This window comes from Delftia sp. Lp-1, from assembly GCF_020523835.1.
Taxonomy (GTDB): Bacteria; Pseudomonadota; Gammaproteobacteria; order Burkholderiales; family Burkholderiaceae_C; genus Comamonas; species Comamonas acidovorans.
Genome location: NZ_JAJALJ010000002.1, coordinates 516798 through 537940 on the forward strand (window position 1 = coordinate 516798; position 21143 = coordinate 537940).

General features: G+C 67.8%; 18 protein-coding genes. 11 read left to right on the forward strand and 7 right to left on the reverse strand.

The features are described from left to right. Positions 1-3: 3 nt before the first annotated feature. On the reverse strand, positions 4-1824 hold the full coding sequence (gene ggt, locus LGR64_RS19105) for a gamma-glutamyltransferase (protein WP_230356625.1): 1821 nt from the start codon (positions 1822-1824) through the stop codon (positions 4-6). 339 nt (positions 1825-2163) lie between these two features. Between ggt and uraH the strand changes: the two genes are divergently transcribed. Then, complete coding sequence (gene uraH, locus LGR64_RS19110) at positions 2164-2514, forward strand: hydroxyisourate hydrolase (protein ID WP_230356627.1); 351 nt, start codon at positions 2164-2166, stop codon at positions 2512-2514. A gap of 110 nt (positions 2515-2624) precedes the next feature. Here the strand turns inward: uraH and LGR64_RS19115 are convergent, their stop codons facing one another. Continuing rightward, positions 2625-3014 (reverse strand): DoxX family protein, encoded by a 390-nt coding sequence (locus LGR64_RS19115; protein WP_034391114.1) that lies wholly within the window; start codon positions 3012-3014, stop codon positions 2625-2627. Positions 3015-3332: 318 nt separating this feature from the next. Here LGR64_RS19115 and LGR64_RS19120 point away from each other — a divergent pair, with 318 nt between their 5' ends. Continuing rightward, positions 3333-3917, forward strand: a complete 585-nt coding sequence (locus LGR64_RS19120) for a BPSL1445 family SYLF domain-containing lipoprotein (protein WP_012204046.1) — start codon at positions 3333-3335, stop codon at positions 3915-3917. 65 nt (positions 3918-3982) lie between these two features. On the opposite strand, the gene LGR64_RS19125 is transcribed toward LGR64_RS19120, so the two are convergent. Next, positions 3983-4312 carry an Arc family DNA-binding protein gene (locus tag LGR64_RS19125; RefSeq protein WP_088166721.1) on the reverse strand — a complete coding sequence of 110 codons (330 nt, stop codon included), beginning with the start codon at positions 4310-4312 and terminating at the stop codon, positions 3983-3985. 93 nt (positions 4313-4405) lie between these two features. Here LGR64_RS19125 and LGR64_RS19130 point away from each other — a divergent pair, with 93 nt between their 5' ends. Next, entirely contained in the window at positions 4406-4795 is a 390-nt protein-coding gene (locus tag LGR64_RS19130) for a hypothetical protein (RefSeq protein ID WP_034391116.1), read from the forward strand. 53 nt (positions 4796-4848) lie between these two features. On the opposite strand, the gene LGR64_RS19135 is transcribed toward LGR64_RS19130, so the two are convergent. Beyond that, complete coding sequence (locus LGR64_RS19135) at positions 4849-5337, reverse strand: hypothetical protein (protein ID WP_065346741.1); 489 nt, start codon at positions 5335-5337, stop codon at positions 4849-4851. A 130-nt stretch (positions 5338-5467) separates the two neighbouring features. Between LGR64_RS19135 and xdhC the strand changes: the two genes are divergently transcribed. Together xdhC and LGR64_RS19145 are read left to right on the forward strand one after the other, a co-directional pair. Continuing rightward, entirely contained in the window at positions 5468-6352 is an 885-nt protein-coding gene (xdhC, locus tag LGR64_RS19140) for a xanthine dehydrogenase accessory protein XdhC (RefSeq protein WP_096915547.1), read from the forward strand. Between the two features lie 186 nt (positions 6353-6538). Then, on the forward strand, positions 6539-7870 hold the full coding sequence (locus LGR64_RS19145) for a urate hydroxylase PuuD (RefSeq protein ID WP_216295370.1): 1332 nt from the start codon (positions 6539-6541) through the stop codon (positions 7868-7870). 97 nt (positions 7871-7967) lie between these two features. On the opposite strand, the gene LGR64_RS19150 is transcribed toward LGR64_RS19145, so the two are convergent. Continuing rightward, on the reverse strand, positions 7968-9851 hold the full coding sequence (locus LGR64_RS19150; RefSeq protein ID WP_141829544.1) for an EAL domain-containing protein: 1884 nt from the start codon (positions 9849-9851) through the stop codon (positions 7968-7970). Positions 9852-9991: 140 nt separating this feature from the next. Between LGR64_RS19150 and LGR64_RS19155 the strand changes: the two genes are divergently transcribed. Continuing rightward, entirely contained in the window at positions 9992-10627 is a 636-nt protein-coding gene (locus tag LGR64_RS19155; RefSeq protein WP_013803698.1) for a Crp/Fnr family transcriptional regulator, read from the forward strand. 120 nt (positions 10628-10747) lie between these two features. Further along, a complete protein-coding gene (locus LGR64_RS19160; protein ID WP_141829542.1) occupies positions 10748-13018 on the forward strand; it encodes a sensor domain-containing diguanylate cyclase in 2271 nt (756 codons plus the stop codon). Positions 13019-13034: 16 nt separating this feature from the next. On the opposite strand, the gene LGR64_RS19165 is transcribed toward LGR64_RS19160, so the two are convergent. Beyond that, complete coding sequence (locus tag LGR64_RS19165) at positions 13035-13727, reverse strand: Crp/Fnr family transcriptional regulator (protein ID WP_034391130.1); 693 nt, start codon at positions 13725-13727, stop codon at positions 13035-13037. A 114-nt stretch (positions 13728-13841) separates the two neighbouring features. Next, the gene (locus LGR64_RS19170; protein ID WP_141829540.1) at positions 13842-16166 is read right to left on the reverse strand and encodes a DUF6351 family protein; all 2325 of its coding nucleotides are present in this window, start codon (positions 16164-16166) and stop codon (positions 13842-13844) included. Positions 16167-16442: 276 nt separating this feature from the next. Between LGR64_RS19170 and LGR64_RS19175 the strand changes: the two genes are divergently transcribed. The 4 genes from LGR64_RS19175 to LGR64_RS19190 all read left to right on the forward strand — a co-directional run bounded on the left by LGR64_RS19175 (position 16443) and on the right by LGR64_RS19190 (position 21098). Next, the gene (locus tag LGR64_RS19175) at positions 16443-17375 is read left to right on the forward strand and encodes a LysR family transcriptional regulator (RefSeq protein WP_012204057.1); all 933 of its coding nucleotides are present in this window, start codon (positions 16443-16445) and stop codon (positions 17373-17375) included. A 120-nt stretch (positions 17376-17495) separates the two neighbouring features. Next, complete coding sequence (locus LGR64_RS19180) at positions 17496-19085, forward strand: ABC transporter ATP-binding protein (protein WP_096915552.1); 1590 nt, start codon at positions 17496-17498, stop codon at positions 19083-19085. Beyond that, positions 19072-20178, forward strand: a complete 1107-nt coding sequence (locus tag LGR64_RS19185) for an ABC transporter permease (RefSeq protein WP_230356630.1) — start codon at positions 19072-19074, stop codon at positions 20176-20178. The genes LGR64_RS19180 and LGR64_RS19185 overlap by 14 nt, the downstream gene beginning before the upstream one ends. Beyond that, entirely contained in the window at positions 20178-21098 is a 921-nt protein-coding gene (locus LGR64_RS19190; protein WP_013803692.1) for an ABC transporter permease, read from the forward strand. The genes LGR64_RS19185 and LGR64_RS19190 overlap by 1 nt, the downstream gene beginning before the upstream one ends. The last annotated feature ends 45 nt before the right edge of the window (positions 21099-21143 follow it).

A 21143-nucleotide genomic window follows, 5' to 3' on the forward strand; every position in this document is an offset into this window, starting at 1 on the left:
TCTTCAATAGCCCAGTGTCTGCCCGTCGGGGTTGCGCGGGTCGGAGGCGCCGTAGAGCATGCCGTCGCGCAGCTCGATGGTCTGGGTGCGGCCCATCGACGCCTTCACGGCAACGTTGTGGCCGCGCGACTTGAGCAGGGCCACGGTGTCGGGGCTGATGCCCTTTTCCACGCGCAGCTCATCGGGCGTCCACTGGTGGTGAAAGCGCGGCGTGGCGGCGGCCTCGGCCGGGTTCATTCCGAAGTCGATGGTGTTGACCACGGTCTGCAGCACGGTGGTGATGATGCGTGCGCCGCCGGGGCTGCCGGTGACCAGAACGGGCTTGCCGCCCTTGAGCACCATGGTCGGCGTCATCGACGATAGCGGGCGCTTGCCTGCGGCCACCGCATTGGCATCGCCGCCGACCAGTCCATACGCGTTGGCCACGCCGGGCTTGGCCGAGAAATCGTCCATCTCGTTGTTGAGCAGGATGCCCGTGCCCTTGGCCACGATGCCGCTGCCGAAGTTGGTGTTCAGCGTATAGGTCACGGCCACGGCGTTGCCGGCCTTGTCCACCACCGAGTAGTGCGTGGTCTGGTCGCTCTCGTAGGGCTGGGGCTTGCCGGGGCGGATGTCCTTGCCGGCGCGCGCCTGGTAGGGGTCGATGCCGGCGGCCAGTGCCTCGGCATAGCGCTTGGAGGTCAGGCCCTTGAGCGGCACGGTCACGAAGTCGGGATCACCCAGGTATTCGGCACGGTCGGCATAGGCCAGCTTCATGCTTTCCGCCATGTAGTGGATGCTCTGCGCGCTGTTGACGCCCCACTGGTTCATGGGCCAGCGTTCCATCATGTTGAGGATCTGGATCAGGTGGGCGCCGCCGGAGGACGGAGGCGGCATGGTCACGATCTCGTAGCCGCGGTAGGTGCCGCGCAGAGGCTCGCGCTCGGCGACCTTGTAGCTCTTGAGGTCCTGCAGCGAGAGGGCGCCTGCATGCGGCGCCATCTCGGCCGCGATCTTGCGGGCGATGGAGCCTTCGTAGAACACCTTGGAGCCCTGCTGGCCGATCAGGCGCAGCGACTGCGCCAGGTCCTTTTGCACCAGGCGGTCGCCGCGCTTGAGGGGCTCGCCGTTGCGCCAGAAGATGGCCTGGGTGGCGGGCCACTGGCCCATGTTCTTCTTTTCCTGCTGCAGGATCTGGGCCAGGGTTTCGCTGACGGGGAAGCCCTTGTCGGCCAGCTTTGCGGCCGGCGCAATCACCGTGGACAAAGGCAGCGATCCCCATTTCTTCAGCGCATGCTCCATGCCGGCCACGGTGCCGGGCACGCCCACGGCGTAGTGGGTGTAGAGCGATTTGCCGTCGATGACCTTGCCATCCGCACCCACGTACATGTCGCGCGTTGCCTTGGAGGGCGCGACCTCGCGGAAGTCCAGCGCAATGTTCTTGCCGCTCTTGGCGTCATGCACCACCATGAAGCCGCCGCCGCCGATGTTGCCTGCGTTGGGCAGGGCCACGGCCAGCGCAAAGCCCATGGCCACGGCGGCGTCCACCGCATTGCCGCCGGACTTCAGGATCTGCAGGCCGATGCGCGAGGCCAGCTCCTGCTCGCTGGCCACCATGCCGCTCCTGCCCACGACGGGATGGAACACATCCATGTCGAAGTCATAGGCGGCGCTGGCGGCCTGGGCCGCGCTGCTCTGCGTGATGGGCGCCGCTGCCGGGGCAGGCGCTGCGGCCACGGGTGCTGGCGCCGCCGAAGCCGCGGGCGGCTGCGTGCTGCTGCAGGCGGCCAGGCTGGCAATGGCCAGCGCCAGGCTGGTTGCAAGCAAGGGGGAGCGAAGTTGCATCGGTATCTCCTTGGCAGATGAAACAGTGGAACAGTGGAAAAAGAGCGCGAGTCCTGTGCCGCCCTGTGCGCGCTGGCCGGAGGGTCCTGCGGCCAGGGCGGCGGCGGACCACAGTGTAGAAGCATGACGTCGGCAGCCTCCCCGCGCGCCGGCCCGGGCGCCGAAAGTGCGGGTATCTGCCTAGGCGTCGGCCGTGCAACGCCCTTCAAGGGCGTACAAAAACTGTATACACTTTGCGAATGCAGGGCAGGGCCGCGAGTGCTGTCGCGCGCCGCGCTCCGTGCATTGACCAACCAATGACAACCGGGCGGGCCAGCTCCCGCCGCACAGGAGATTTCCATGGGCCTGAGCACCCACGTCCTCGACACCGTGAATGGCTGCCCTGCAGCCGGCATGGCTGTCGCGCTGTATTCCACCGATGGCGACCAGGCCACGCTGATCAAGAGCCTGGTGCTCAACCACGACGGCCGCACCGATGCGCCGCTGTTCGACAACAACAGCCTCAGGACCGGCACCTACCGCCTGACCTTCGACGTGGCGGCCTACTTCAAGGCCCGTGGCGTGCAACTGCCCGAGCCCAACTTCCTCAACAAGGTGAGCCTTGACTTCGGCGTGGCCCATGCCGACCAGCATTACCATGTGCCCCTGCTGGTCAGCCCCTGGAGCTATTCGACGTACCGGGGCTCCTGAGCCCTGGACTGCAGGCGCAGGCTGTCGGGGGATGGCCTGGAGTGAAACCTGAAATGACGAACGGCCCGCATTGCGGGCCGTTGCTTTTGCTGCTTGAGCAAGAGGGCGGGCTACTTGCCCTTGGCGTGCCCCATGGCCACGACCAGGGCCGTGATGAAGAAGAAGGCCTGCAGCTCCAGCGCCCAGCCTCCCGAGCTGTGCAGCTGCATCACCTGGCCCGTGTGCACCAGCGCAAAGGCCACGACCATGTTGATCGCAATCACCAGCGCCGCAGGCACCACCCACAGGCCCACCAGCAGCAGCAGCGGCGCCACCACCTCACCCAGATAGACCGCATAGGCCAGCCAGCCCGGTGCGCCCGTGGACTCCACCATGCGCTCGATGCTGCCTATGCCGTAGCGCAGCTTGGCCCAGCCGTGAAAAAGCAACAGGACCGCGAGCGTGACGCGCAGCAGCACCATGGCTGCCTGGGGATGGTGAAAGTGGCTCCAGAACTTCATGAACTCCCTCGGTGTGGATAGGCCCGGTGGGCCGGGTGTTGCTGTGGGTGCATTCTGGCATCAGCGCGCTTTAGGTGTCGGCTGTGGCAGCCCGGCACGGGATTTTCAGACATTTCCTGCGGGCCTGTAGTCCTATGGCGCAACTTGTGACATGTCTCATCACAAGTACCGCAAAGCGGCCTAGCATCATCCCCAGCCTGTCTCAGAAACGGTTTGCGAGCACTGGAAGGGGTGCCCGGGACCGGGAGGCAAGGTGATCAATCCAATGAACCGATGGGGTCTCCCCAAAACGTCCAATCAAGAAAGGCAGGTTTTCCCATGCGTCAGTTTTCTTTGCGTACCGTCGTGATGGCCACTGCACTGGCGGCCGGCAGCATTGCCATGGTCGGCTGCACCACCACCAAGCCGGAAACCCAGTCCGCGCCGCGCGCTGATGCCACCACCGTCAATGCGCGCGCCAACGCCGCGCTGGAGCGGCTGTACCAGACGGCGCCAGGCTCCAAGGAAATGGTGGCCCGCTCCAAGGGCGTGCTGATCTTCCCCTCGGTGATCGGCGGCAGCTTCGTCATCGGTGTCGAGCATGGCCGCGGCGTGCTGCGCGTCGGCGGCCAGAACAAGGGCTACTACAGCACGACCGGCGCCTCGGTGGGCTGGCAGGCCGGTGGCCAGTCCAAGGCTGTGATCTATGTGTTCAACACCCAGGAAGCGCTGGACAAGTTCCTGGCCAGCGACGGCTGGTCCGTGGGCGCCGATGCCACGGTGGCTGCAGGCAAGGTGGGCGCCAATGGCAGCGTGGACACCACGACCGCCCAGGGCCCCGTGACCAGCTATGTGCTGACCAATGCAGGCCTGGAAGCCGGCGTGTCGCTGCAGGGCTCGAAGATCACCAAGGTGGTCGAGTGATCCAGGCCCTGAGGGGTCTTTGAACGAAACCGGCCTGCGGGCCGGTTTTTCTTTGTGCGATCGTCTCAGTCGGTGCCAGCGGCGCCGTCTTCATTGGCGCTGCCCGGCGCAGCGGGCGGGAGCACGGCCTGCTCTATGCGTTCGAGGCGCTTTTCGATGCGCTCCACGGCTTCGGCGCTCATCTTGATGTCGTAGATGCTCACGGGCTCCTCGCATTCCAGCGCAGGGTCCGTCGCGGCCGACAGGCGGCCGAGCAGAGGGGCCTCGAACGTGGTCTGCAGCCGGGCCACGACTTCGGCGTTCATGGAACGGCCGGTGCGCTTGGCTGCCTCCTCGACGAGGTCCTTGAGTTCCTGCGGCAGGCGCAGCTTGTACTGAGGATCGGTCTGTTTCATCGCCGGCAATCATGGACCGGAAAGGTATTGACTGCAAGGGACCTGAAAGGTATTGTTGCTTCGGGACCAGCACGGTCCCGCGCAAGGGGAGCCATGAAGACAGTCAACCCATCGGGCCGCAGTCACCGAAGATACTCACCACAGCACCAGGAGGTACTGGCGGTCGATGCGCTGTGCCACATGGGCGCGGCCCTGGGCGTGCTGGAGCTGCATGCAGAGCGCGCCGGCTCGGCCATGGTGTTTGCCGCGCGTGATTTGCTGCGTGGCTACCACGCCAGCGCTGACCAGGCCGTGGCCGGCCTGCAGGCCGGCGACCGCTCGGCAGGCGTGCTGCCGCAGATGTCGCAGGACCTGGGCTATGCCATCGAGGTCATCAACCGCGTGAACGACGATGCCCCGGACGACCTGGTGCTGTATGCCGTGACCTGCCTGCTCAGAAGCGCCAGGAGCTTTGCCGACGGCCAGCCGCGTGAATCTGCCTGAACCGGCATGAACCGGCATGAACCGGCCTGAGCCAGCCTTTGGCGGCCTGAGGCTCAGAGCTGGCCTTCGGTCAGCGTGTCGAGCTGGAAGCGGCCGGACTTGTCCCAGAGCCAGGTATCGGTATAGGTGATGCGGGCGGCGCCGGCCGGGGCGGGGAAGGGCGCGGCGGCGCGCACCAGGCGCTCGATCTCGCTCACCACTTCGGGGGCATGGCTGGGCGCGCGCATCCAGTGCAGGCGCTGGACCTGGCCGTTGCGGTCGATCTGCACCTGCAGCACGCCGATCGCGTAGAGCATGGGCGGCAATTGGCCCTTGTAGATGCGCTCGGCATTGCGCGCGTACAGATGGTTGGCTGCCACCTTGCGGTACTGCAGCTGTGCGCTGGAGGTGGCCTCGTCGGGGCGCGGGCCGGGGCCGGGTGGCGACTTGCAGGCCGTGACCAGGGAGGCAATGGCGGCCATCAGTCCCGCCCACAGCCAGGGACGGCCGGAACGTGGCTTTTGCACGGAACTGTGCTGAGAGGAATCGGGGGAATCGGGCATGATTGCGAGCGTATCCTGAAACGCTGCGGCATCGGCAGTCGGAGCGCAAAACTCAAGTGCCGCAGCGGAAAATCCCGCAACAAATTCCAACGAAGCCCGCAGGCGCCACGACGGGCTGTCAGGTGCGCCCATGTGGAGTGACACGTTCAAGAAAGTCGAGCAGGGCCTTGCGCAGGGGCCGCTGTGCTGGGTCGAGGTGATGGAGTCGCGCGGCTCGGTGCCGCGCGAGCGCGGCGCCTGGATGGCCGTGTTTGCCGACCGCGTGGCCGGCACCATTGGCGGCGGGCACCTGGAGTTCGACGCCATCGACCGCGCGCGCAGCTTGCTGCGCGACGCTGCGCTTCAGGCCGGATCGCCCGGACAGCCTGGGCAGGCCGGTCCCGCCCTCGCCGAGCACCAGCACCGCTATCCGCTGGGTCCCAGCCTGGGCCAGTGCTGCGGCGGCGTGGTGATGCTGAGGTTCGTGCTGGTGCCCCAGGGCCGCATGGACATGCTGCGCGAGCGGCTGCAGCCGCCACGCGACTGCGTGGCCCTGTTCGGCGCAGGCCACGTCGGCCATGCGCTGGTGCGCCTGCTGTGCAATCTTCCCTACCGCGTGATGTGGGTGGACAGCCGCGATTCGGTCTTCCCCGAGGAGGAGCACGAGCTCGTGCAGTGTGAATACTCCGATCCCGTGCAGTCCGCCGTGGCCGACCTGCCCACCGGCTCCCAGGTGCTGATCATGAGCTTCAGCCATGCCGAGGACCTGGAGGTGGTCGCCCAATGCCTGAGCCGCCAGCGCCAGCACGGCGACCTGCCCTATGTGGGCCTGATCGGCAGCGCCACCAAATGGGCCACCTTCCGGCGCAGGCTGCGCGAGCGCGGCTTCAGCGATGCGGAGCTGGACCATGTGACCTGCCCCATCGGCGTGCCCGGCATCAAGGGCAAGGAGCCCGAGGTGATCGCGGTGGCCGTGGCAGCGCAGCTGCTGCAGCGGCGCAGTGCCGCGCCCGCGCAGAATCAGGGAAATCTCTAGTGAATTGATGTCGCGCAAGCCGGCTGGCTGTCGAAAAATTGCATACACTTTGTGTCTACGAAATGGTCGCAGCGGTGCACCGGCGGTATATCTACCGGGTGCGCGGCCTTTTTCTTCTGCTCAGAGCGCCCGCAGTGGTGAGCAGGTTGAACACCGGCGGCCCCCACGCTGCCAAGGTTGAGAGCTATGGAAAGCTACATTCTCGACTGGGCCAACCTGCTGTTGCGGTGGCTCCACGTCATTACGGCCATCGCCTGGGTCGGTTCCTCCTTCTATTTCGTCTTCCTCGACAGCAGCCTGACGCCGCCTGTCGATGACGACCTCAAGAAGCAGGGCGTCAGCGGCGAACTCTGGGCCGTGCACGGCGGTGGGTTCTACCACCCCGTCAAGTTCAATGTCTCCCCGCCAAAGCTGCCGGACCACCTGCACTGGTTCTACTGGGAAAGTTACACCACCTGGCTCAGCGGCTTTGCGCTGCTGACGGTGTCGTATCTGTGGAACGCCAAGATCTACCTCGTCAATCCGGCCGATCCCAACGCCATGGGCTCGGCTGCGGCCATTGCCTCGGCCCTGGCCTTCCTGGTCGTGTTCTGGCTGCTGTACGACGGCATCTGCCGCGTCTTCGGCCAGAAGAAGAACGGCGACGCCACGGTGGGCGCCATGGTGCTGGTGCTGGTGTGCATCGCGGCCTTCCTGGCCTGCCACATCTTCCCGGGCCAGGCCGCCTTCCTGCTGATGGGCGCCATGCTGGCGACCTCAATGAGCGCCAACGTGTTCTTCTGGATCATTCCCGGCCAGCGCACGGTGGTGAAGGCCCTGAAGGAAGGCCAGCCCGTGGACCCCATCCACGGCAAGCGCGGCAAGCAGCGCAGCGTGCACAACACGTACTTCACGCTGCCGGTGCTGTTCGCCATGCTGTCCAACCATTACGGCTGGCTGTACAGCCATGAGCTGAACTGGCTGGTGCTGATCCTGATGATGTTCGCGGGCGCTGCCATCCGCCAGTTCTTCGTGATGCGCCACGGCTTCAAGCTGGGCCGCAATGCCCATCCCTGGCCCTACGCTTTGGTCGGCGTGCTGGTGCTGATCGGCACGGCCGTCTGGCTCAAGCCTGCACCGGCGCCTGCCGCAGCTCCTGTGTCTGCGCCTGCCGCAGCCCCCGCACCGGCTCCGGCCGCCGTGCAGGCGCCTGCTGGTGCCGAGCCCGCTGCGACGGCGGCGCCCGGTGCCGAAGCTGCTGCACCCGTTGCGACCGCTGCTCCCGCCGCCGACGGCGCCGTGGGCTACGCCCAGATGGCGCCCTTCTTGCAGCAGCATTGCGTGGTCTGCCATGGTGCCGCCCTGCAGCAAAAGAATGTGCGCCTGGACTCGCCCGAGCAGGTCAAGGCACACGCCCAGCAGATCTACCAGCAGGTGGTGCAACTGCGCAAGATGCCCTTTGGCAATCCGGGTGCCCTGAACGATGACGAGCGCAGCATGGTCAAGCGCTGGTACGAGTCTGGTGCATCGGTGAATTGATCGCTGGGCCGCGCCCAGACGCTGTCGGCGTTTGCTGTCAGCGTTCGGCGGCCAGCCACCAGCCCGCAGCCTCGCAAGAGCCTGCGGGCTTTCTGTTTCAGGCAGGCCAGGCTGCTGCGGTGCCGTGCAGGGCCGGGCGCCGCGCTTCATCGCGCGGCGTGTGCAGCGCGATGGCGCCGCGCCCCCGCAGGCTTTGTGCCTTGGCCTGCTGCTTGGCCAGGGCCGCGAGGTTGGCGATGTCCTCGGGTGCCAGCACGCTGCCCGGCGTGACGCGCACCACGCCGATGGACAGCGTGGTGCAGGCAAAGAATCGCCGGATGCCGTGGCGGTCCTCGGCCCAGATGCCTCCGGCCTCGCGCGCCTGGTCGTCGAACAGCTGGCGTGCCTCGCCTGCGAAGGCGCCCACAATGCCTTCGCAGCGCCGCTGCCAGTCCTCGCTTTGCAGCAGCAGCATGAAGTCGTCCCCGCCCACGTGGCCCACGAAGTCGCGCCGCGCATCGCAGTGCGCCACGGCCAGCCGCGCCACCAGGCGGATCATCTGGTCGCCGCGCCAGTAGCCGTAGTGGTCGTTGAAGGGCTTGAAGTGGTTGAGGTCGGCGTAGCAGGCCACGAAGCCGGCGCCGCTGTCCAGCAGTCGCTGCATGTGCAGGCTGATGGGGATGTTGCCGGGCAGGAAGGTCAGCGGGTTGGCGTGGCGCGCGGCCTCGATGCGGGCCTCGGTCACGCGGCGCACCAGCTGCTCGCCCGTGCCCAGGCCCACATAGCGGCCGTTGTCGGTGACGATGAAGCCGTCGCTCAGGTAGCGCTGGTCCTGCGAGGTCAGGATGCCCACAAGCTGGTCCACATCGCAATCGAGCTCCACGATGCGCGGCTGCACATTGGCAAAGGCCAGGCAGGGCTTGCGCCCGTGCACCTCGCGGAAGTACAGCGTGGCGTAGTGGTTCATGAACTGCTGGCGGTTGATGAGCGCCAGCGGCCGGCCGGCCTCCACGACGGCAATGGCATGCAGCTGCTGCCCGGCCTGGAACAGCTCGGCCACCTCGTCGTTGCTGGCCGCGGGCATCACGCAGGGCGCCTGCATCACCATCAGGTTGCGCAGCACGCCCGGGCGGGCGCTGTGGCCCTGGTGGGGCAGCACGGCCACGCGCGGGTCCTGCGCCACGCTGCGCGCCTGCGTGCTGATCTGGGGCTGGGCGGTTTCGGCAGGGCGGCCCAGCAGCCAGCCCTGGCCATATGGAATGCCCAGGTCGCGCAGGGTGCGCAGCTCGTCCTCGGTCTCTATGCCTTCGGCGATCAGCGTGGTGCCGAAGACCTCGGCAATGCCCTTGATGGCCTGCAGCAGCTGCAGCGTGGCCGGGCGCTGCTCGATCTGGTGGATGAAGTATTTGTCGATCTTGACGAAGTCGGGCTTGGCCTCGGACCACAGGCGCAGGCTGGAGCGGCCGTCGCCAAAGTCATCCAGCGCCAGGCGCGCGCCCGTGGCATGCACGGCCTTCACGGCGGCGCAGACGGCGGGCATGTCGGTCACATGGTCGTGTTCGGTGATCTCCACCACCAGGGAGCGGGCCTGCACGCCGAAGCTGCGCACCGTGTCCCCGACCATGCCGGGGCCGCAGACCCCCACGGCCTGCACCAGCGCCTGGGCGCTGAGGTTGACGAACAGCCGGCCCGGCGCACTCTGCCGGCCCCAGTCCTGCAGCGCCACGCAGACCGCCAGCAGCTCGAATTCCCGAAGAATGCCCTCGGCCGCTGCGCCCTTGAGCAGGGCGTCGGGCGTGTGCAACGGCATGCCCCGGGGGCCGCGGATCAGCGCCTCATGCGCATAGATGCTGCCGCTGCGCAAGTCGGCCAGCGGCTGGAAGACGCAGTACAGGCCGCCCGCGCGCATGAGCTGCGCCACGGGGCCTGCGCCGGACCGCACGGCGGCGGAGAGCACGGCCGCGGCAGCGGGCAGGCTGGCGAGCATCTGGGGATCGATCATGGGCTCAACTTTTCAGTTGGATACATTACGTTTCACTGGTGACATGCTTGTGACAAGTATGCCGCCTGCGGACCGGTGTGCTGGCGGCGGATTGACATGGCTCAAAACGCGGCGGGAGCAAAGCCGGCAAAGTTGCATGCATGTTCGCCCTGTCTTCCTTGCAAGCTTTCGCCTTCGCGCCGGGTTCCGCCCAGGTGTTGGCCGCGGGTACCTGGCTCAGGCTGCGTCGGCAGTCGCCGGATACGGTGATGTATCTGGAGCGCGGTCGCGTGCTCCTGGGCATAGGCCAGGGTGGGCAGATGCGCCACCAGCTGGGTGTCGTGGAGGGGCCGGCCTGGCTGGACGCCGCCTTTGTGCTGCAGCGGCGCGGCAGCAGCCTGGACATGCTGGCCGACAGCGATGTCCGCGTGCAGCAACTGCCCCAGGCCGACTTCCTGAAGGCCGTCTCGCAGCTGCCTTCGCCCGCCCAGCAACTGCTGCAGGACATGGCCCAGGCCTACTGCGCGCAGACCGAGCTGGCGGTGAGCCGCCTGTCCAAGGACGCCGAGGCGCGCTGCGCCCAGTGGCTGCTGCGCCATGCCATGCCGCACGAAGCTGGCGGCCTGCGCGTGACGCTGCACCTGCGCAAGCGGCTGATCGCCGCCCAGCTCGGCATTGCGCCCGAGACCTTCTCGCGCGTGCTGCGCCAGTTGCGTGAGCACGGGCTCATCGCGGGCCGGGGCAATGTCATCGATCTGCCCAAGCCGGCCGCCCTCGAAGTGCTCGCAGTAGGCTGATTCCCACGCCGCTGACGGGTGCCGGCCTGCAAGCGCCGGGCCTTGCGGGGCGGGGTAACCACTGGTTCGCGGGTTCCACCCAGTGGGACGGCTTTCGGGCCTGCATATATTGATGGCGTCATGTCACTGGACGCCCGCCGATCTCCCTTTTTCCAGGCACTGCTGGCATCCCAGGATGCTCCGCAGCTGTCGGGTTCACCCTCGCGGCCGCGCGCGGCCCCAGGCTGGGGCGCCATGCGCTGCACGGTGCTGGCGCTGGCCGCTGCGGCCGTGCTGCTGGCGGGCCTTGGCAGTGCCTGGTGGGTCTCGCACAACATGCGCCAGCAGACGCTGGAGCGCGCCATGGCCCGGCAGGCCGACGAGGTCGATACCGTGGCGCGCATGCTGGCCGCTCGGCTGGAGCAGCAGCAGCGCCTGCTGTGGGTGCTGGCCCAGGGCATTGCCGACCAGGGCAGCGACCCGAGCCGGCTGATGGGCGAGATGCTGCGCGGAGACGCATCCGTGCGTCTGTTCGACACCCTTCAACTGGCCGACGCGCGTGGCCAGTTGCAGCTCAGCCTGCGCGGCGGCCGTTCCGAGCCCCTGGCCGATCTGGACGAAGGCGTGCGCGACGTGATGCGGCGCAGCCTGGCCGATGGCCGGCCCGTGGTCTCCACCATGGTGCGCAAGGGGGCTGATCCCGGAATGATGGAGTTGCTGTACGCCGTGCCGCTGCGCACCGGCAACGGCACGGTCAGCGGCGTGCTGTCGGCCGGCGTGCGCATGTCTGCCCAGGCCCTGCTGCCGCCCAGCATCGATCCCTCGCGCTCCGGCGGGCGCCTGCTGGTCATGCAGCGCGACGGGCAGATCCTGGCCCATTCCGACCCCTCGCGCTGGTCGGCGCGCGCCGAGGCCGAGCCCGGCCTGGGCGCGGACTGGCTGCAGGACCCCGCGGCCGGCGCAGTGCAGGTGGGCCCCGACACCCAGCGGCGCGCGGGCTACCTGGTGACGACGGCAGGCATGCCGCTGCCGCAGTGGCTGGTGGTCAGGATCACCCCCGAGGAAGCCATCGCGCCCAGCCTGGCGCCGCGCGTGCTGTGGTGGCTGATGGCCGCCGTGGCCGGTGTCGCTGGCCTGCTGGTCCTGCTGCTGATCCTGGTCACCGAACCCATGGCGGCCCTGCACCGCACTGCACGCCAATGGCTGGCGAGCCAGGGAAGGCTGATGGCCGAGGAGCCCGATCCCGCGCCCGAACCCGAGCCGGGCCATGCCGAGGAAGGCGGCTGGCGCATGCCCTGGACCCATGCCTGGGGCGAAGCCTCCACGCTGTGGCAGGCCCTGCATCGCCTGGGGCAGATGGGCCAGGAGCAGGCGCATGAGATTGGCCGGCTGCAACTGCAGCTGCAGACGCTGATGGACTACGCGCCCGTGGGCCTGGTGGTCACGCGGTCGGCGCATCTGGAGCTGGTGGGCCTGCAGGCCGCACGCATGCTCGGCTACCCGCCGCGCGAGCTGCAGGGGCAGGCGATACGCCAGCTGTGCGCCTCCGACGCGGCGCACATCCAATTGCTGGAGCGCGTGCGCAAGGACCTGGACATGTACGGCCAGTTCGACAGCGAGCAGTGCTTTGTCCGCAAGGACGGCCGCCCCATCTGGGTGCGCCTGCACGGCCAGAGCCTGCAGCGCCTGCAGCGCGGCCTGGAGCCGCGCGCCGTGGTGCCGGCAGACCCCACCCTGGTCTGGGTGGTCGAGGACGTGACCATGCAGCGACTGGTGCGCGAGCAGCCGGGCTGGAAGGCCATGCACGATCCGCTGACCCTGCTGCCCAATCGGGAGGCCTTTGCCATGCGCCTGCATGAGTGGCTGCAGGAATGCAGTGCCGCCCAGCGCCTGCCGGCCGAGGCGCTGCAGCAGGGTGAGTCCTCCCTGCAGCAGAGCGACAACACCGCCGTCGCCACGGTAGAGGAGGCGCAAGAGGCGGAGGAGGAGACCGTCGGCCTGCCGCAGCATGGCGTGATCCTGTTCCTGGACCTGGACCACTTCGCCCACGTCAACCAGCAGGGCGGCCATGCGGCGGGCGACGAGGTGCTGTGCCACATGGCCCGGCTGATCGACAGCGTGGTCCGGCCGCTGGGCTGGGTGGCGCGCCTGGGCGGTGATGAATTCGCCGTGCTGCTGGCGGGCACCTCGGCGGAGCAGGGCATGCTGCTGGCGCAGAGCCTGTGCATGGCCGTGCAGGACTGGGAAGGCGCGCACGAGGGCCAGCGCTACCTGATGGGTGTCAGCGTCGGCATGGTGGTGCTCGATGCCCGCCAGCACACGGTCAGCAGCGCGCTGCGCTCGGCCGACATGGCCTGCTATGCGGCCAAGCGCAAGGGCCGCAACCGCGTCGAGGTGCTGGAGGCCGCCTGAGCGCCGGGGCCGTGCCTCACTCGAAGGATTCGCTGAAGCGCCGCAGTCCCTCGGGATCGATCAGGGTCAATGCCCCATAGGAGACGCGGACCGCTCCGATGTCCTCCAGCTCCCCCAGGGTGCGATTGACGATCTGGCGCGACACGCCGGCCAGGCTGGCCAACTCCTCCTGCGACATGCCCAGGTGCCGGTTGCCGGTGTCCGGATACAGCCTCGAATCGGTCAGCTCCGAGATGCAGTGCGCCACATGGCGGCTGGAATGGTGCAGCCGCGCATGCTCGCAGCGGCCGATGAACTGGCCCAGGCGCGCATTGAGCTGGTCCAGCAGGAAGCGGTTGAAGCCGAGGCTGCGCTCCAGCAGCCAGTGAAAGGTGCTGGCCGGCATCAGTGCCACCAGCGTATCCTCGATCGCCGTCGCGTCGAACGGCCAGCATTCGTGCTTGAGCAGTGTGCCCTCGCCGAACCAGCAACCCGGGGTAAAGGTGGCCAGCGTGGTGCTGCGCCCGGTAGGCGACAGCGCATGGATCTTGACCGCTCCCTGGACGACGCCGGCCCAGTGGCCGGCCCGGTGCGTCTTGTGGCAAAGCGGGGTGCCGGCCGGTATGTGCCGCAACAGCACCTCCCGCCGCAACCTGAGCAGGTGGGCCCTGCTCAGGTGGGGCGCAAAGGGCGCGGACTTGAGGACGGCGTTGATCGTGGGCGGGGGCATGGTGCTTGATGCGAATCTTCAATGAAAGTCTGCTGCTTCATTGCATGAATTGGCACGCTGCAAACCCTGATCACCGGCCCCCGGACCCCTGCGGGACTTCGCGCAGGGTGCAACTCAATCGTTGCGCGAGACCGGCGCAGGCCCGGCCTTGGTGCCCGCCGGGCCGGCACTGAAATCGGTCAGGAAGGCCGCCTCCTGGCTCTGGCCCGTTCCAGCCTGGCTCCAGTCGCACACTCCCGCCACAAACACTGCGGCAAGGCGCTTTTGCTGGGCCGGGCTGAAGGTGATGCCGGCGTACTCCGGGCTGGTGAACGAAAGGGGCTTGAGCTGGCACTGGTAGATGTCCTCCGCGAGCGGACCTCCGGCCACCTGGCGTGGCGACAGGGTCGGCTTGAGGGGACAGGCTGGGTCGTCCAGGGCCAGGACTTTGTCGAGATCCGAAGGGGCGGCTCCCGTTGCGGCGATGCATCCATCCCTGACGTCCGAAGGCCTGTTGCGCACCACTTTCTGTGCCAGCGCAGCGCCGGTGGTGTCGCGCTCCACGGCGGTCAGCCAGCGGTCCATCATGACAAAGGCCTCGCGTCGCATGGCCGGGGCGATCAGCAGCGGGACCATACCCTTGCTGGCGCGGATCACATGGTTGTCATGGTGGCCGTTGGCGGCATCCAGCCGTGCGCGTTGCTGCAGGCTGCGCCAGGTCATGTGGATGTCGCTGCCGCCCTCGGGCCGCAGGTCAATGATGGCCACCTGGGACAGGTTCCTGCCGTTGCTGGTGAGGCCACTGCTGTAGAGCCTGGGCAGCAGGCTGGCCACGGCCCGCTCGCGGGCTGCCGGCCGGGACGCAGTGCCGCCGGTCCAGTCCATGTCGTTGGTGTAGCTGCCGATGCCTTCGTTGAGCTGCACGAAAGCCTCCGCGTCGATGGCGCCCGACTGCAGCGCCTTGAGTCCGTACTGCAGGCCCGTGTTGTCATACGGCAGCTGCGGCTTGGTGTGGCCGTCGGTGTCCTTGAACGTCCCGAACACCGGGACCAGCATGTCGTGGATCGAGCAGCGCACGCCCTGGCCGCGTGTGCGCGGGTCGTAGACGATGGAGGCGGGAAAGCCCACGCCGCAGTTGTCGGGCAGCCGGGGGTTCTGGGGGGCGATGAAGCTCCCTACCCATTTGTCGCAGTAGCTGGCCGGATGGCCATTGATGGCGGCCTTCGCGGTGTCGCTCAGTGCCTGTCCTGCGGCGGTCCTGTAGTAGCTGGACAGCAGGCCGCAGTCGCGTGTTTCCATCCAGGTGGACACCGCATCGGGATAGCTCAGCCCCGTCTGTATGCCCTGCAGCAGACCCGGCATGGCGGAGGCGATCACTGTCTGCATCATGGAGCCACCCGAGTCGCCGTCGCCCATGGTGTAGCGCACTTCGCCGTAGTTCTCGATCAGATGCTCCTTGATGCGCATCATGTTCTCGGCGGCCAGCAACTCGTTGTTGTTGTGCAGGTGGTTGGTCAGCATGGCTTTCACGACCATGTGTCCTGCCGCGAGCGCGTTGGGGTCGAACGGCAGGCTGCCGCTGAACTGGTCGAGGAGGTTGACCGCCGGCTCCTGGAAGCGATTGCCGGAAGCGGCTGCGCCGAATCGCCACAGCACCTTGCCGTTCCATCCCTTTTGCGGCTCCCAGGGCGTCCAGGCCTGCGCGGGGTCATGGTAGGCCAGGATCTGGAAGGTGCCGCGGCCCATGACGCCAGTTTCCATGCGCAGCAGGTGCTTGACCGTATCTCCGCGGTCGTTGGTGAAGTCGGCGATCTCGCTGTCGGCCGGGCGCTGCGATGGGTCGTAGGCCACATGGCAGGGCGTGGCGCCTGCCGGACCCATCGTGCAGGCGCTGCCTTGCCTGGCCTTGGGCATGTAGTAGTAGGTGTACTGGGTCCTGGTATTGCACTGGACATCCACCGGATCGGTATCGAGACCGCTGACGCGCGTGGTCACGGTCGCCGAAAGTGCCGTGCCCGGCACGGAAACGGTGGCTTGCGCGCCATTGCGCGTGGCGCAGATCCACGGCGCGGTCTGCGGCCCGGCGAAGATGGGATCGCCCCGGCCATGGTTGGTGATGTCCAGCCGTGCCCTCGCGCTGCCGGCCGCCGTGGCGGTGAGAGTGTTGGCGCCCGCCTTCAATCCCTCGACCCGGCCCAGAATCCGGCCATTGGCGCGCTGGGCGAACCGGGCGGTGACATCCGTGCCATTGAGCGCCACCTTCAGGGCACCGGGCGGGCTGCCCTTGGGCAGCACAATTTCAATATAGGCATTGCCGTCGCTGATCATGTCGGCCCGGTTGGACAGGCTGCGTATCTCGATGACACCCAGGCCTGAGTCACCGCTGCCGCCGCAGGCGGTCAGCACACTGGCGATCGTGGCTGCGGCCACCATGCCCGAAAAAGGGGTTGGCTGTTTCATCGTCTTGTCTCCTGCAATCCACTTCCTTTTGAAGCGATTTCATTGAATCACGCTAACAGTCTGAAAGTCTGTATAGGTTTGGACAATGGTTTGCCGGCGACTGGCTCGCATATTGCATGCGCTGTGTGCACAAGTGTTTAACCGCCCCTGCCCAGGGCATTCTTGGTGCTTGTATCTAGCTGTCGGGGGTCATGGCTGGGTTACGCTGCGGGCTCCCCATGACCTGCGGCGCGTCCCCGGCGCGACCGCTAATTTTTTTGCTGATTGCTTCGCTACATGCGCGACCAGGCCCTGTTCGACAAGATTGATCTGCACCTGATACGGGTGCTGCACACGGTGCTGACCGAGCGCAGCGTCTCGCGTGCCGCATTGCGCCTGGGCATGCACCAGCCGGCGGTGTCCGCTGCGCTCAAGCGCCTGCGCGACCTGGCCGGCGATTCGCTGCTGGTGCGCTCGGGCGCGCACATGCAGCCCACCGAGGCCGGGCTGCGCATGGTGCAGCCGGCCGCCGACATCCTGCGCGCGGCCGAGGGCCTGTTCAGCGATGCGCGCCATTTCGATCCCCGTACCTCCACGCGCACCTTCCGCATCGCCGCCAGCGACTACCTGGACCCGCTGTTCCTGCCGCGCCTGGTGGCCCATCTCAAGACCGAGGCGCCCGGCTGCCCCGTGGACATCCTGGCCCTCAACGGCGACGCGCACTACGAGGTGCAACTGGCCCAGGGCGATGTGGACGTGGTGATCGGCAACTGGCCCGAGCCGCCGCAGGGCCTGCACATGGCCAGCCTGTTCGAGGACGAGGTGGTTTGCCTGGTCAGCCCCCAGCACCCGGCCGTGCGCCGCGGCTGGGACGTGGCCCAGTGGCTGGAGGCCGAGCACATCGCGCCAACGCCCACCTATCCGGGCGCGCGCGGCGTGATCGACGATCAGCTGTCCCGCATGGGCCTGCAGCGCCAGGTGGCGGCGCGCTGCGCGCATTTCAGCCTGATCCCCGACATCGTGGCCACCAGCTTGCTGGTGCTGACCACGGGGCGGCTGTTCTGCGAGCGCTTCAGCCAGCGCCTGCCCCTGGTGATCCTGCCCTGCCCGGTGGAGTTCGCGCCGCTGGTGTACTACCAGCTGTGGCACGCCCGCACGCACATGGGAGCCTCCACGCGCTGGCTGCGCGACGCCGTGCGGCATGTGGCCCTGATGTCCCGTGCCCGCTAGGCGATGGCGGCAGGAACCGCCTTTTGGGTGAACAAAGTGGTGGTCGATATGAGGGCCGCCGAGGCGGTTTCAAGGACTTGTGTTCCAGTTTGTTGCAGAAATTGAAAGACAATCCCAGCCATGAATCCCCCCGATACAGTCCCCCTGCCAGCCGCCGCGCCGCCCCGGCTGCAGCTGACAGGCATCACCAAGCGCTATCCGGCGGTGGTGGCCAACAACGGTATTTCGCTGACCGTGGGCGCCGGCGAAGTGCATGCCATCCTGGGCGAGAACGGTGCCGGCAAGTCCACGCTGATGAAGATCATCTACGGCGCCGTCAAGCCCGACGAGGGCCGCATCGAGGTCGATGGCAAGCCGGTCCACATCCGCAACCCGCAGGAGGCGCGCCAGCTGGGCATTGCCATGGTGTTCCAGCATTTCAGCCTGTTCGACACGCTGTCCGTGGCCGAGAACGTCTGGCTGGGCCTGGACAAGAGCCTGCCGCTGGCCGAGGTGGTGAAGCGCATCGAGTCCACGGCGCATGACTACGGGCTGGAGGTCGATCCCCACCGCCCCGTGCACACGCTGAGCGTGGGCGAGATGCAGCGCGTGGAAATCATCCGCGCCCTGCTCACGCACCCGCGCGTGCTCATTCTTGACGAGCCCACCTCGGTGCTCACGCCGCAGGCGGTGGAAAAGCTCTTCGTGGTGCTGCGCCGCCTGGCGTCCGAGGGCTGCTCCATCCTCTACATCAGCCACAAGCTGCACGAGATCCGTTCGCTGTGCACGGCCTGTACCGTGCTGCGCGGCGGGCAGGTGACGGGCGTGTGCAACCCGGCCGTGGAGAGCAATGCCTCGCTGTCGCGGCTGATGATCGGCTCGGAGCCGCCCGAGCTCACGCACCGCGAATCCCAGGTCGGCGCCAGCGTGCTGCGCGTGCAGGGCCTGGCGCTGCCGCGCTCGGAGCCCTTCGGCGTGGACCTGCATGGCATCCAGCTCGATGTGCGCGCGGGCGAAGTCGTGGGCATCGCCGGTGTCTCGGGCAATGGCCAGAAGGAATTGCTGTATGCGCTGTCCGGCGAGGACACGCGCGCAGCGCCCGAAATGGTGCAGATTGCCGGCCGGGAGGCGGGGCGCCTGGGGCCCGGCCGGCGCCGTGCGCTGGGCCTGCACTTCGTGCCGGAGGAGCGTCTTGGCCGTGGCGCCGTGCCCAGCATGGGCCTGGCGCACAACCTGCTGCTGACGCGCAAGACCGCGCTGGGCGCGGGCGGCTGGATCCGCATGGGCCAGCTGCAGGAGCAGGCGCGCGCCATCATCGCGCGCTTCAACGTCAAGGCCGGTGGCCCCAACGCGGCGGCGCAGTCGCTGTCGGGCGGCAACCTGCAGAAATTCATCGTGGGCCGCGAGATCGATGCCAGGCCCAAGCTGCTCATCATCTCCCAGCCTACCTGGGGGGTGGACGTGGGGGCGGCCGCGCAGATCCGCGGCGCCATCCTGCAATTGCGTGACGAAGGCTGCGCCGTGCTGGTGCTCAGCGAGGAGTTGGACGAATTGTTCGAAATATGTGACCGCCTGCATGTGGTGGCCAAGGGCCGGCTGTCGCCCTCGGTGGCGCGGGCCGATGCCACCGTGCAGCAGATTGGCGAGTGGATGAGCGGCCTGTGGGACGGTGCTGCCGCCCCGAACGCTGCCCCGAACGCCGCCAGGGGAGGCGCCCATGTTCAAGCTTGAGCAACGCCCCCAGGCCTCGAAGCTGTGGACCTACGGTTCGCCCGTGCTGGCGTTGGCCATCACCGTGCTGATCGGCGTGTGCCTGTTCGTGATGCTGGGCAAGGACCCGGTGCGCGGCCTGCAGGCCTTCTTCTGGGACCCCGTCAAGTCCACCTATGCGCTGGGCGAGCTGGCCGTCAAGGCCACGCCGCTGCTGCTGATCGCGCTGGGGCTGGCCGTGTGCTTTCGCTCCAATGTCTGGAACATCGGTGCCGAAGGCCAGTTCGTGATCGGCGCCGTGGCCGCAGGCGGCGTGGCGCTGCTGGCGGACAAGACCACGGGGCCGTGGATCGTGCCCGCCATCCTGGTGGCCGGCATGCTCGGCGGCATGGTCTGGGCCGGCATTGTGGCCCTGCTGCGCGACCGCTTCAACGCCAATGAAATCCTGGTCAGCCTGATGCTGGTCTACGTGGCCACCCTGGTGCTGGGCTTTCTGGTCTACGGGCCGTGGAAGGACCCCATGGGCTACAACTTCCCGCAGACCAAGACCTTCGAGCGCGTCACGCAGATCCCCAAGCTCATGCAGGGCATGCGCACCAATATCGGCCTGCTGCTGGCGCTGGCTGCGGCAGCCATGCTGTGGGTCTTCCTGTTCCGTACCCGTGCCGGCTTTGCGCTGCAGGTCGGTGGCCTGGCCCCGGCTGCCGCGCGCTACGCGGGCTTTTCCTCGCGCCGCGCGCTGTGGACGGCGCTGCTGATCTCGGGCGCCGCCGCCGGCCTGGCCGGTGCGCTGGAAGTGGCCGGCCCGCTGGGCCAGCTCACGCCCTATGTCCCGGCTGGCTACGGCTTCGCCGCCATCATCGTGGCCTTCGTCGGCCGCCTGCATCCCGTGGGCATGATCTTTTCCGCGATTCTCATGAGCATGTTCTATATCGGGGGCGAACTCGCCCAGTCGCGCCTGGGCCTGCCCAAGGCGCTGACCGGCGTGTTCCAGGGCCTGCTGCTGTTCACGCTGCTGGCCTGCGACACGCTGGTGGCCTACCGCGTGCGCTGGGTGTCCAGCACGCCCGTGGTTCCGCCCGCAGCGGCGCCTGCCGTCAAGGAGGCCCGCTGATGGAATCCTATGCACTGCTGCTGGGCTCCACGCTCAGCGCCGGCACCGTGCTGGCGCTGGCCGCGCTGGGCCTGCTGATCAATGAAAAGGCCGGCATCGTCAACCTGGGTGCCGAGGGCATGATGCTGTGCGCCGCCATTGCGGGCTTTGCCGCCGTGGTCCACACGGGCAGCACCACCGTGGGCTTTCTGGCCGGCATGGGCGCGGGCGCTTTGCTGGCCGCCATCTTCGGCGTGCTGGTGATCTGGCTGAACACCAACCAGTACGCGACGGGGCTGGCCCTGTCGCTGTTCGGCACGGGCTTCTCGGCCTTCCTGGGCCTGGGCTATGTGCAGGCGCGCCTGCCCGAGCTGCCCAAGTTCGCCGTGCCCTGGCTGTCCGACCTGCCCGTGGTCGGCACGGCGCTGTTTCGCCTGCACCCGCTGGTCTATGGGGCCGTAGTCATTGCGGCGGCCCTGGTCTGGTTCCTCTACCGCACGCGGGCCGGCCTGGTGCTGCGCGCCGTGGGTGAGTCGCCCCAGTCGGCCCATGCGCTGGGCTACCCGGTGCGCCGCATCCGCCTGGCGGCCGTGGTCTTCGGCGGCGCCATGTGCGGGCTGGCCGGTGCCTACATCTCCACCGTCTACACGCCGCTGTGGGTGGAGGGCATGGTGTCGGGCCGGGGCTGGATCGCGCTGGCGCTGACAACCTTTGCCACCTGGCGCCCTGCGCGCGTGCTGCTGGGCGCCTACCTGTTCGGCGGCGTGACCATGCTGCAGTTCCACCTGCAGGCCACGGGCGTGCAGGTGGCCAGCCAGTTGCTGTCCATGCTGCCCTACCTGGCGACCATCGTCGTGCTGGTGCTGATCTCGCGCAATCCGGCCTGGATCCGTGCCAACATGCCGGCCTCGCTGGGCAAGCCCTTCTACCCGGGCTCCTGACGCTTTCATTTTTCTCTCTCCCTCCAGAACCACAAAAGGACAAAC

Bases quoted from the DNA above. Each gene is read 5' to 3' on its own strand.
- ggt (WP_230356625.1), bottom strand. From the start codon at position 1,824: ATGCAACTTCGCTCCCCCTTGCTTGCAACCAGCCTGGCGCTGGCCATT.
- uraH (WP_230356627.1), top strand. From the start codon at position 2,164: ATGGGCCTGAGCACCCACGTCCTCGACACCGTGAATGGCTGCCCTGCA.
- LGR64_RS19115 (WP_034391114.1), bottom strand. From the start codon at position 3,014: ATGAAGTTCTGGAGCCACTTTCACCATCCCCAGGCAGCCATGGTGCTG.
- LGR64_RS19120 (WP_012204046.1), top strand. From the start codon at position 3,333: ATGCGTCAGTTTTCTTTGCGTACCGTCGTGATGGCCACTGCACTGGCG.
- LGR64_RS19125 (WP_088166721.1), bottom strand. From the start codon at position 4,312: ATGAAACAGACCGATCCTCAGTACAAGCTGCGCCTGCCGCAGGAACTC.
- LGR64_RS19130 (WP_034391116.1), top strand. From the start codon at position 4,406: ATGAAGACAGTCAACCCATCGGGCCGCAGTCACCGAAGATACTCACCA.
- LGR64_RS19135 (WP_065346741.1), bottom strand. From the start codon at position 5,337: ATGCCCGATTCCCCCGATTCCTCTCAGCACAGTTCCGTGCAAAAGCCA.
- xdhC (WP_096915547.1), top strand. From the start codon at position 5,468: ATGTGGAGTGACACGTTCAAGAAAGTCGAGCAGGGCCTTGCGCAGGGG.
- LGR64_RS19145 (WP_216295370.1), top strand. From the start codon at position 6,539: ATGGAAAGCTACATTCTCGACTGGGCCAACCTGCTGTTGCGGTGGCTC.
- LGR64_RS19150 (WP_141829544.1), bottom strand. From the start codon at position 9,851: ATGATCGATCCCCAGATGCTCGCCAGCCTGCCCGCTGCCGCGGCCGTG.
- LGR64_RS19155 (WP_013803698.1), top strand. From the start codon at position 9,992: ATGTTCGCCCTGTCTTCCTTGCAAGCTTTCGCCTTCGCGCCGGGTTCC.
- LGR64_RS19160 (WP_141829542.1), top strand. From the start codon at position 10,748: ATGTCACTGGACGCCCGCCGATCTCCCTTTTTCCAGGCACTGCTGGCA.
- LGR64_RS19165 (WP_034391130.1), bottom strand. From the start codon at position 13,727: ATGCCCCCGCCCACGATCAACGCCGTCCTCAAGTCCGCGCCCTTTGCG.
- LGR64_RS19170 (WP_141829540.1), bottom strand. From the start codon at position 16,166: ATGAAACAGCCAACCCCTTTTTCGGGCATGGTGGCCGCAGCCACGATC.
- LGR64_RS19175 (WP_012204057.1), top strand. From the start codon at position 16,443: ATGCGCGACCAGGCCCTGTTCGACAAGATTGATCTGCACCTGATACGG.
- LGR64_RS19180 (WP_096915552.1), top strand. From the start codon at position 17,496: ATGAATCCCCCCGATACAGTCCCCCTGCCAGCCGCCGCGCCGCCCCGG.
- LGR64_RS19185 (WP_230356630.1), top strand. From the start codon at position 19,072: ATGTTCAAGCTTGAGCAACGCCCCCAGGCCTCGAAGCTGTGGACCTAC.
- LGR64_RS19190 (WP_013803692.1), top strand. From the start codon at position 20,178: ATGGAATCCTATGCACTGCTGCTGGGCTCCACGCTCAGCGCCGGCACC.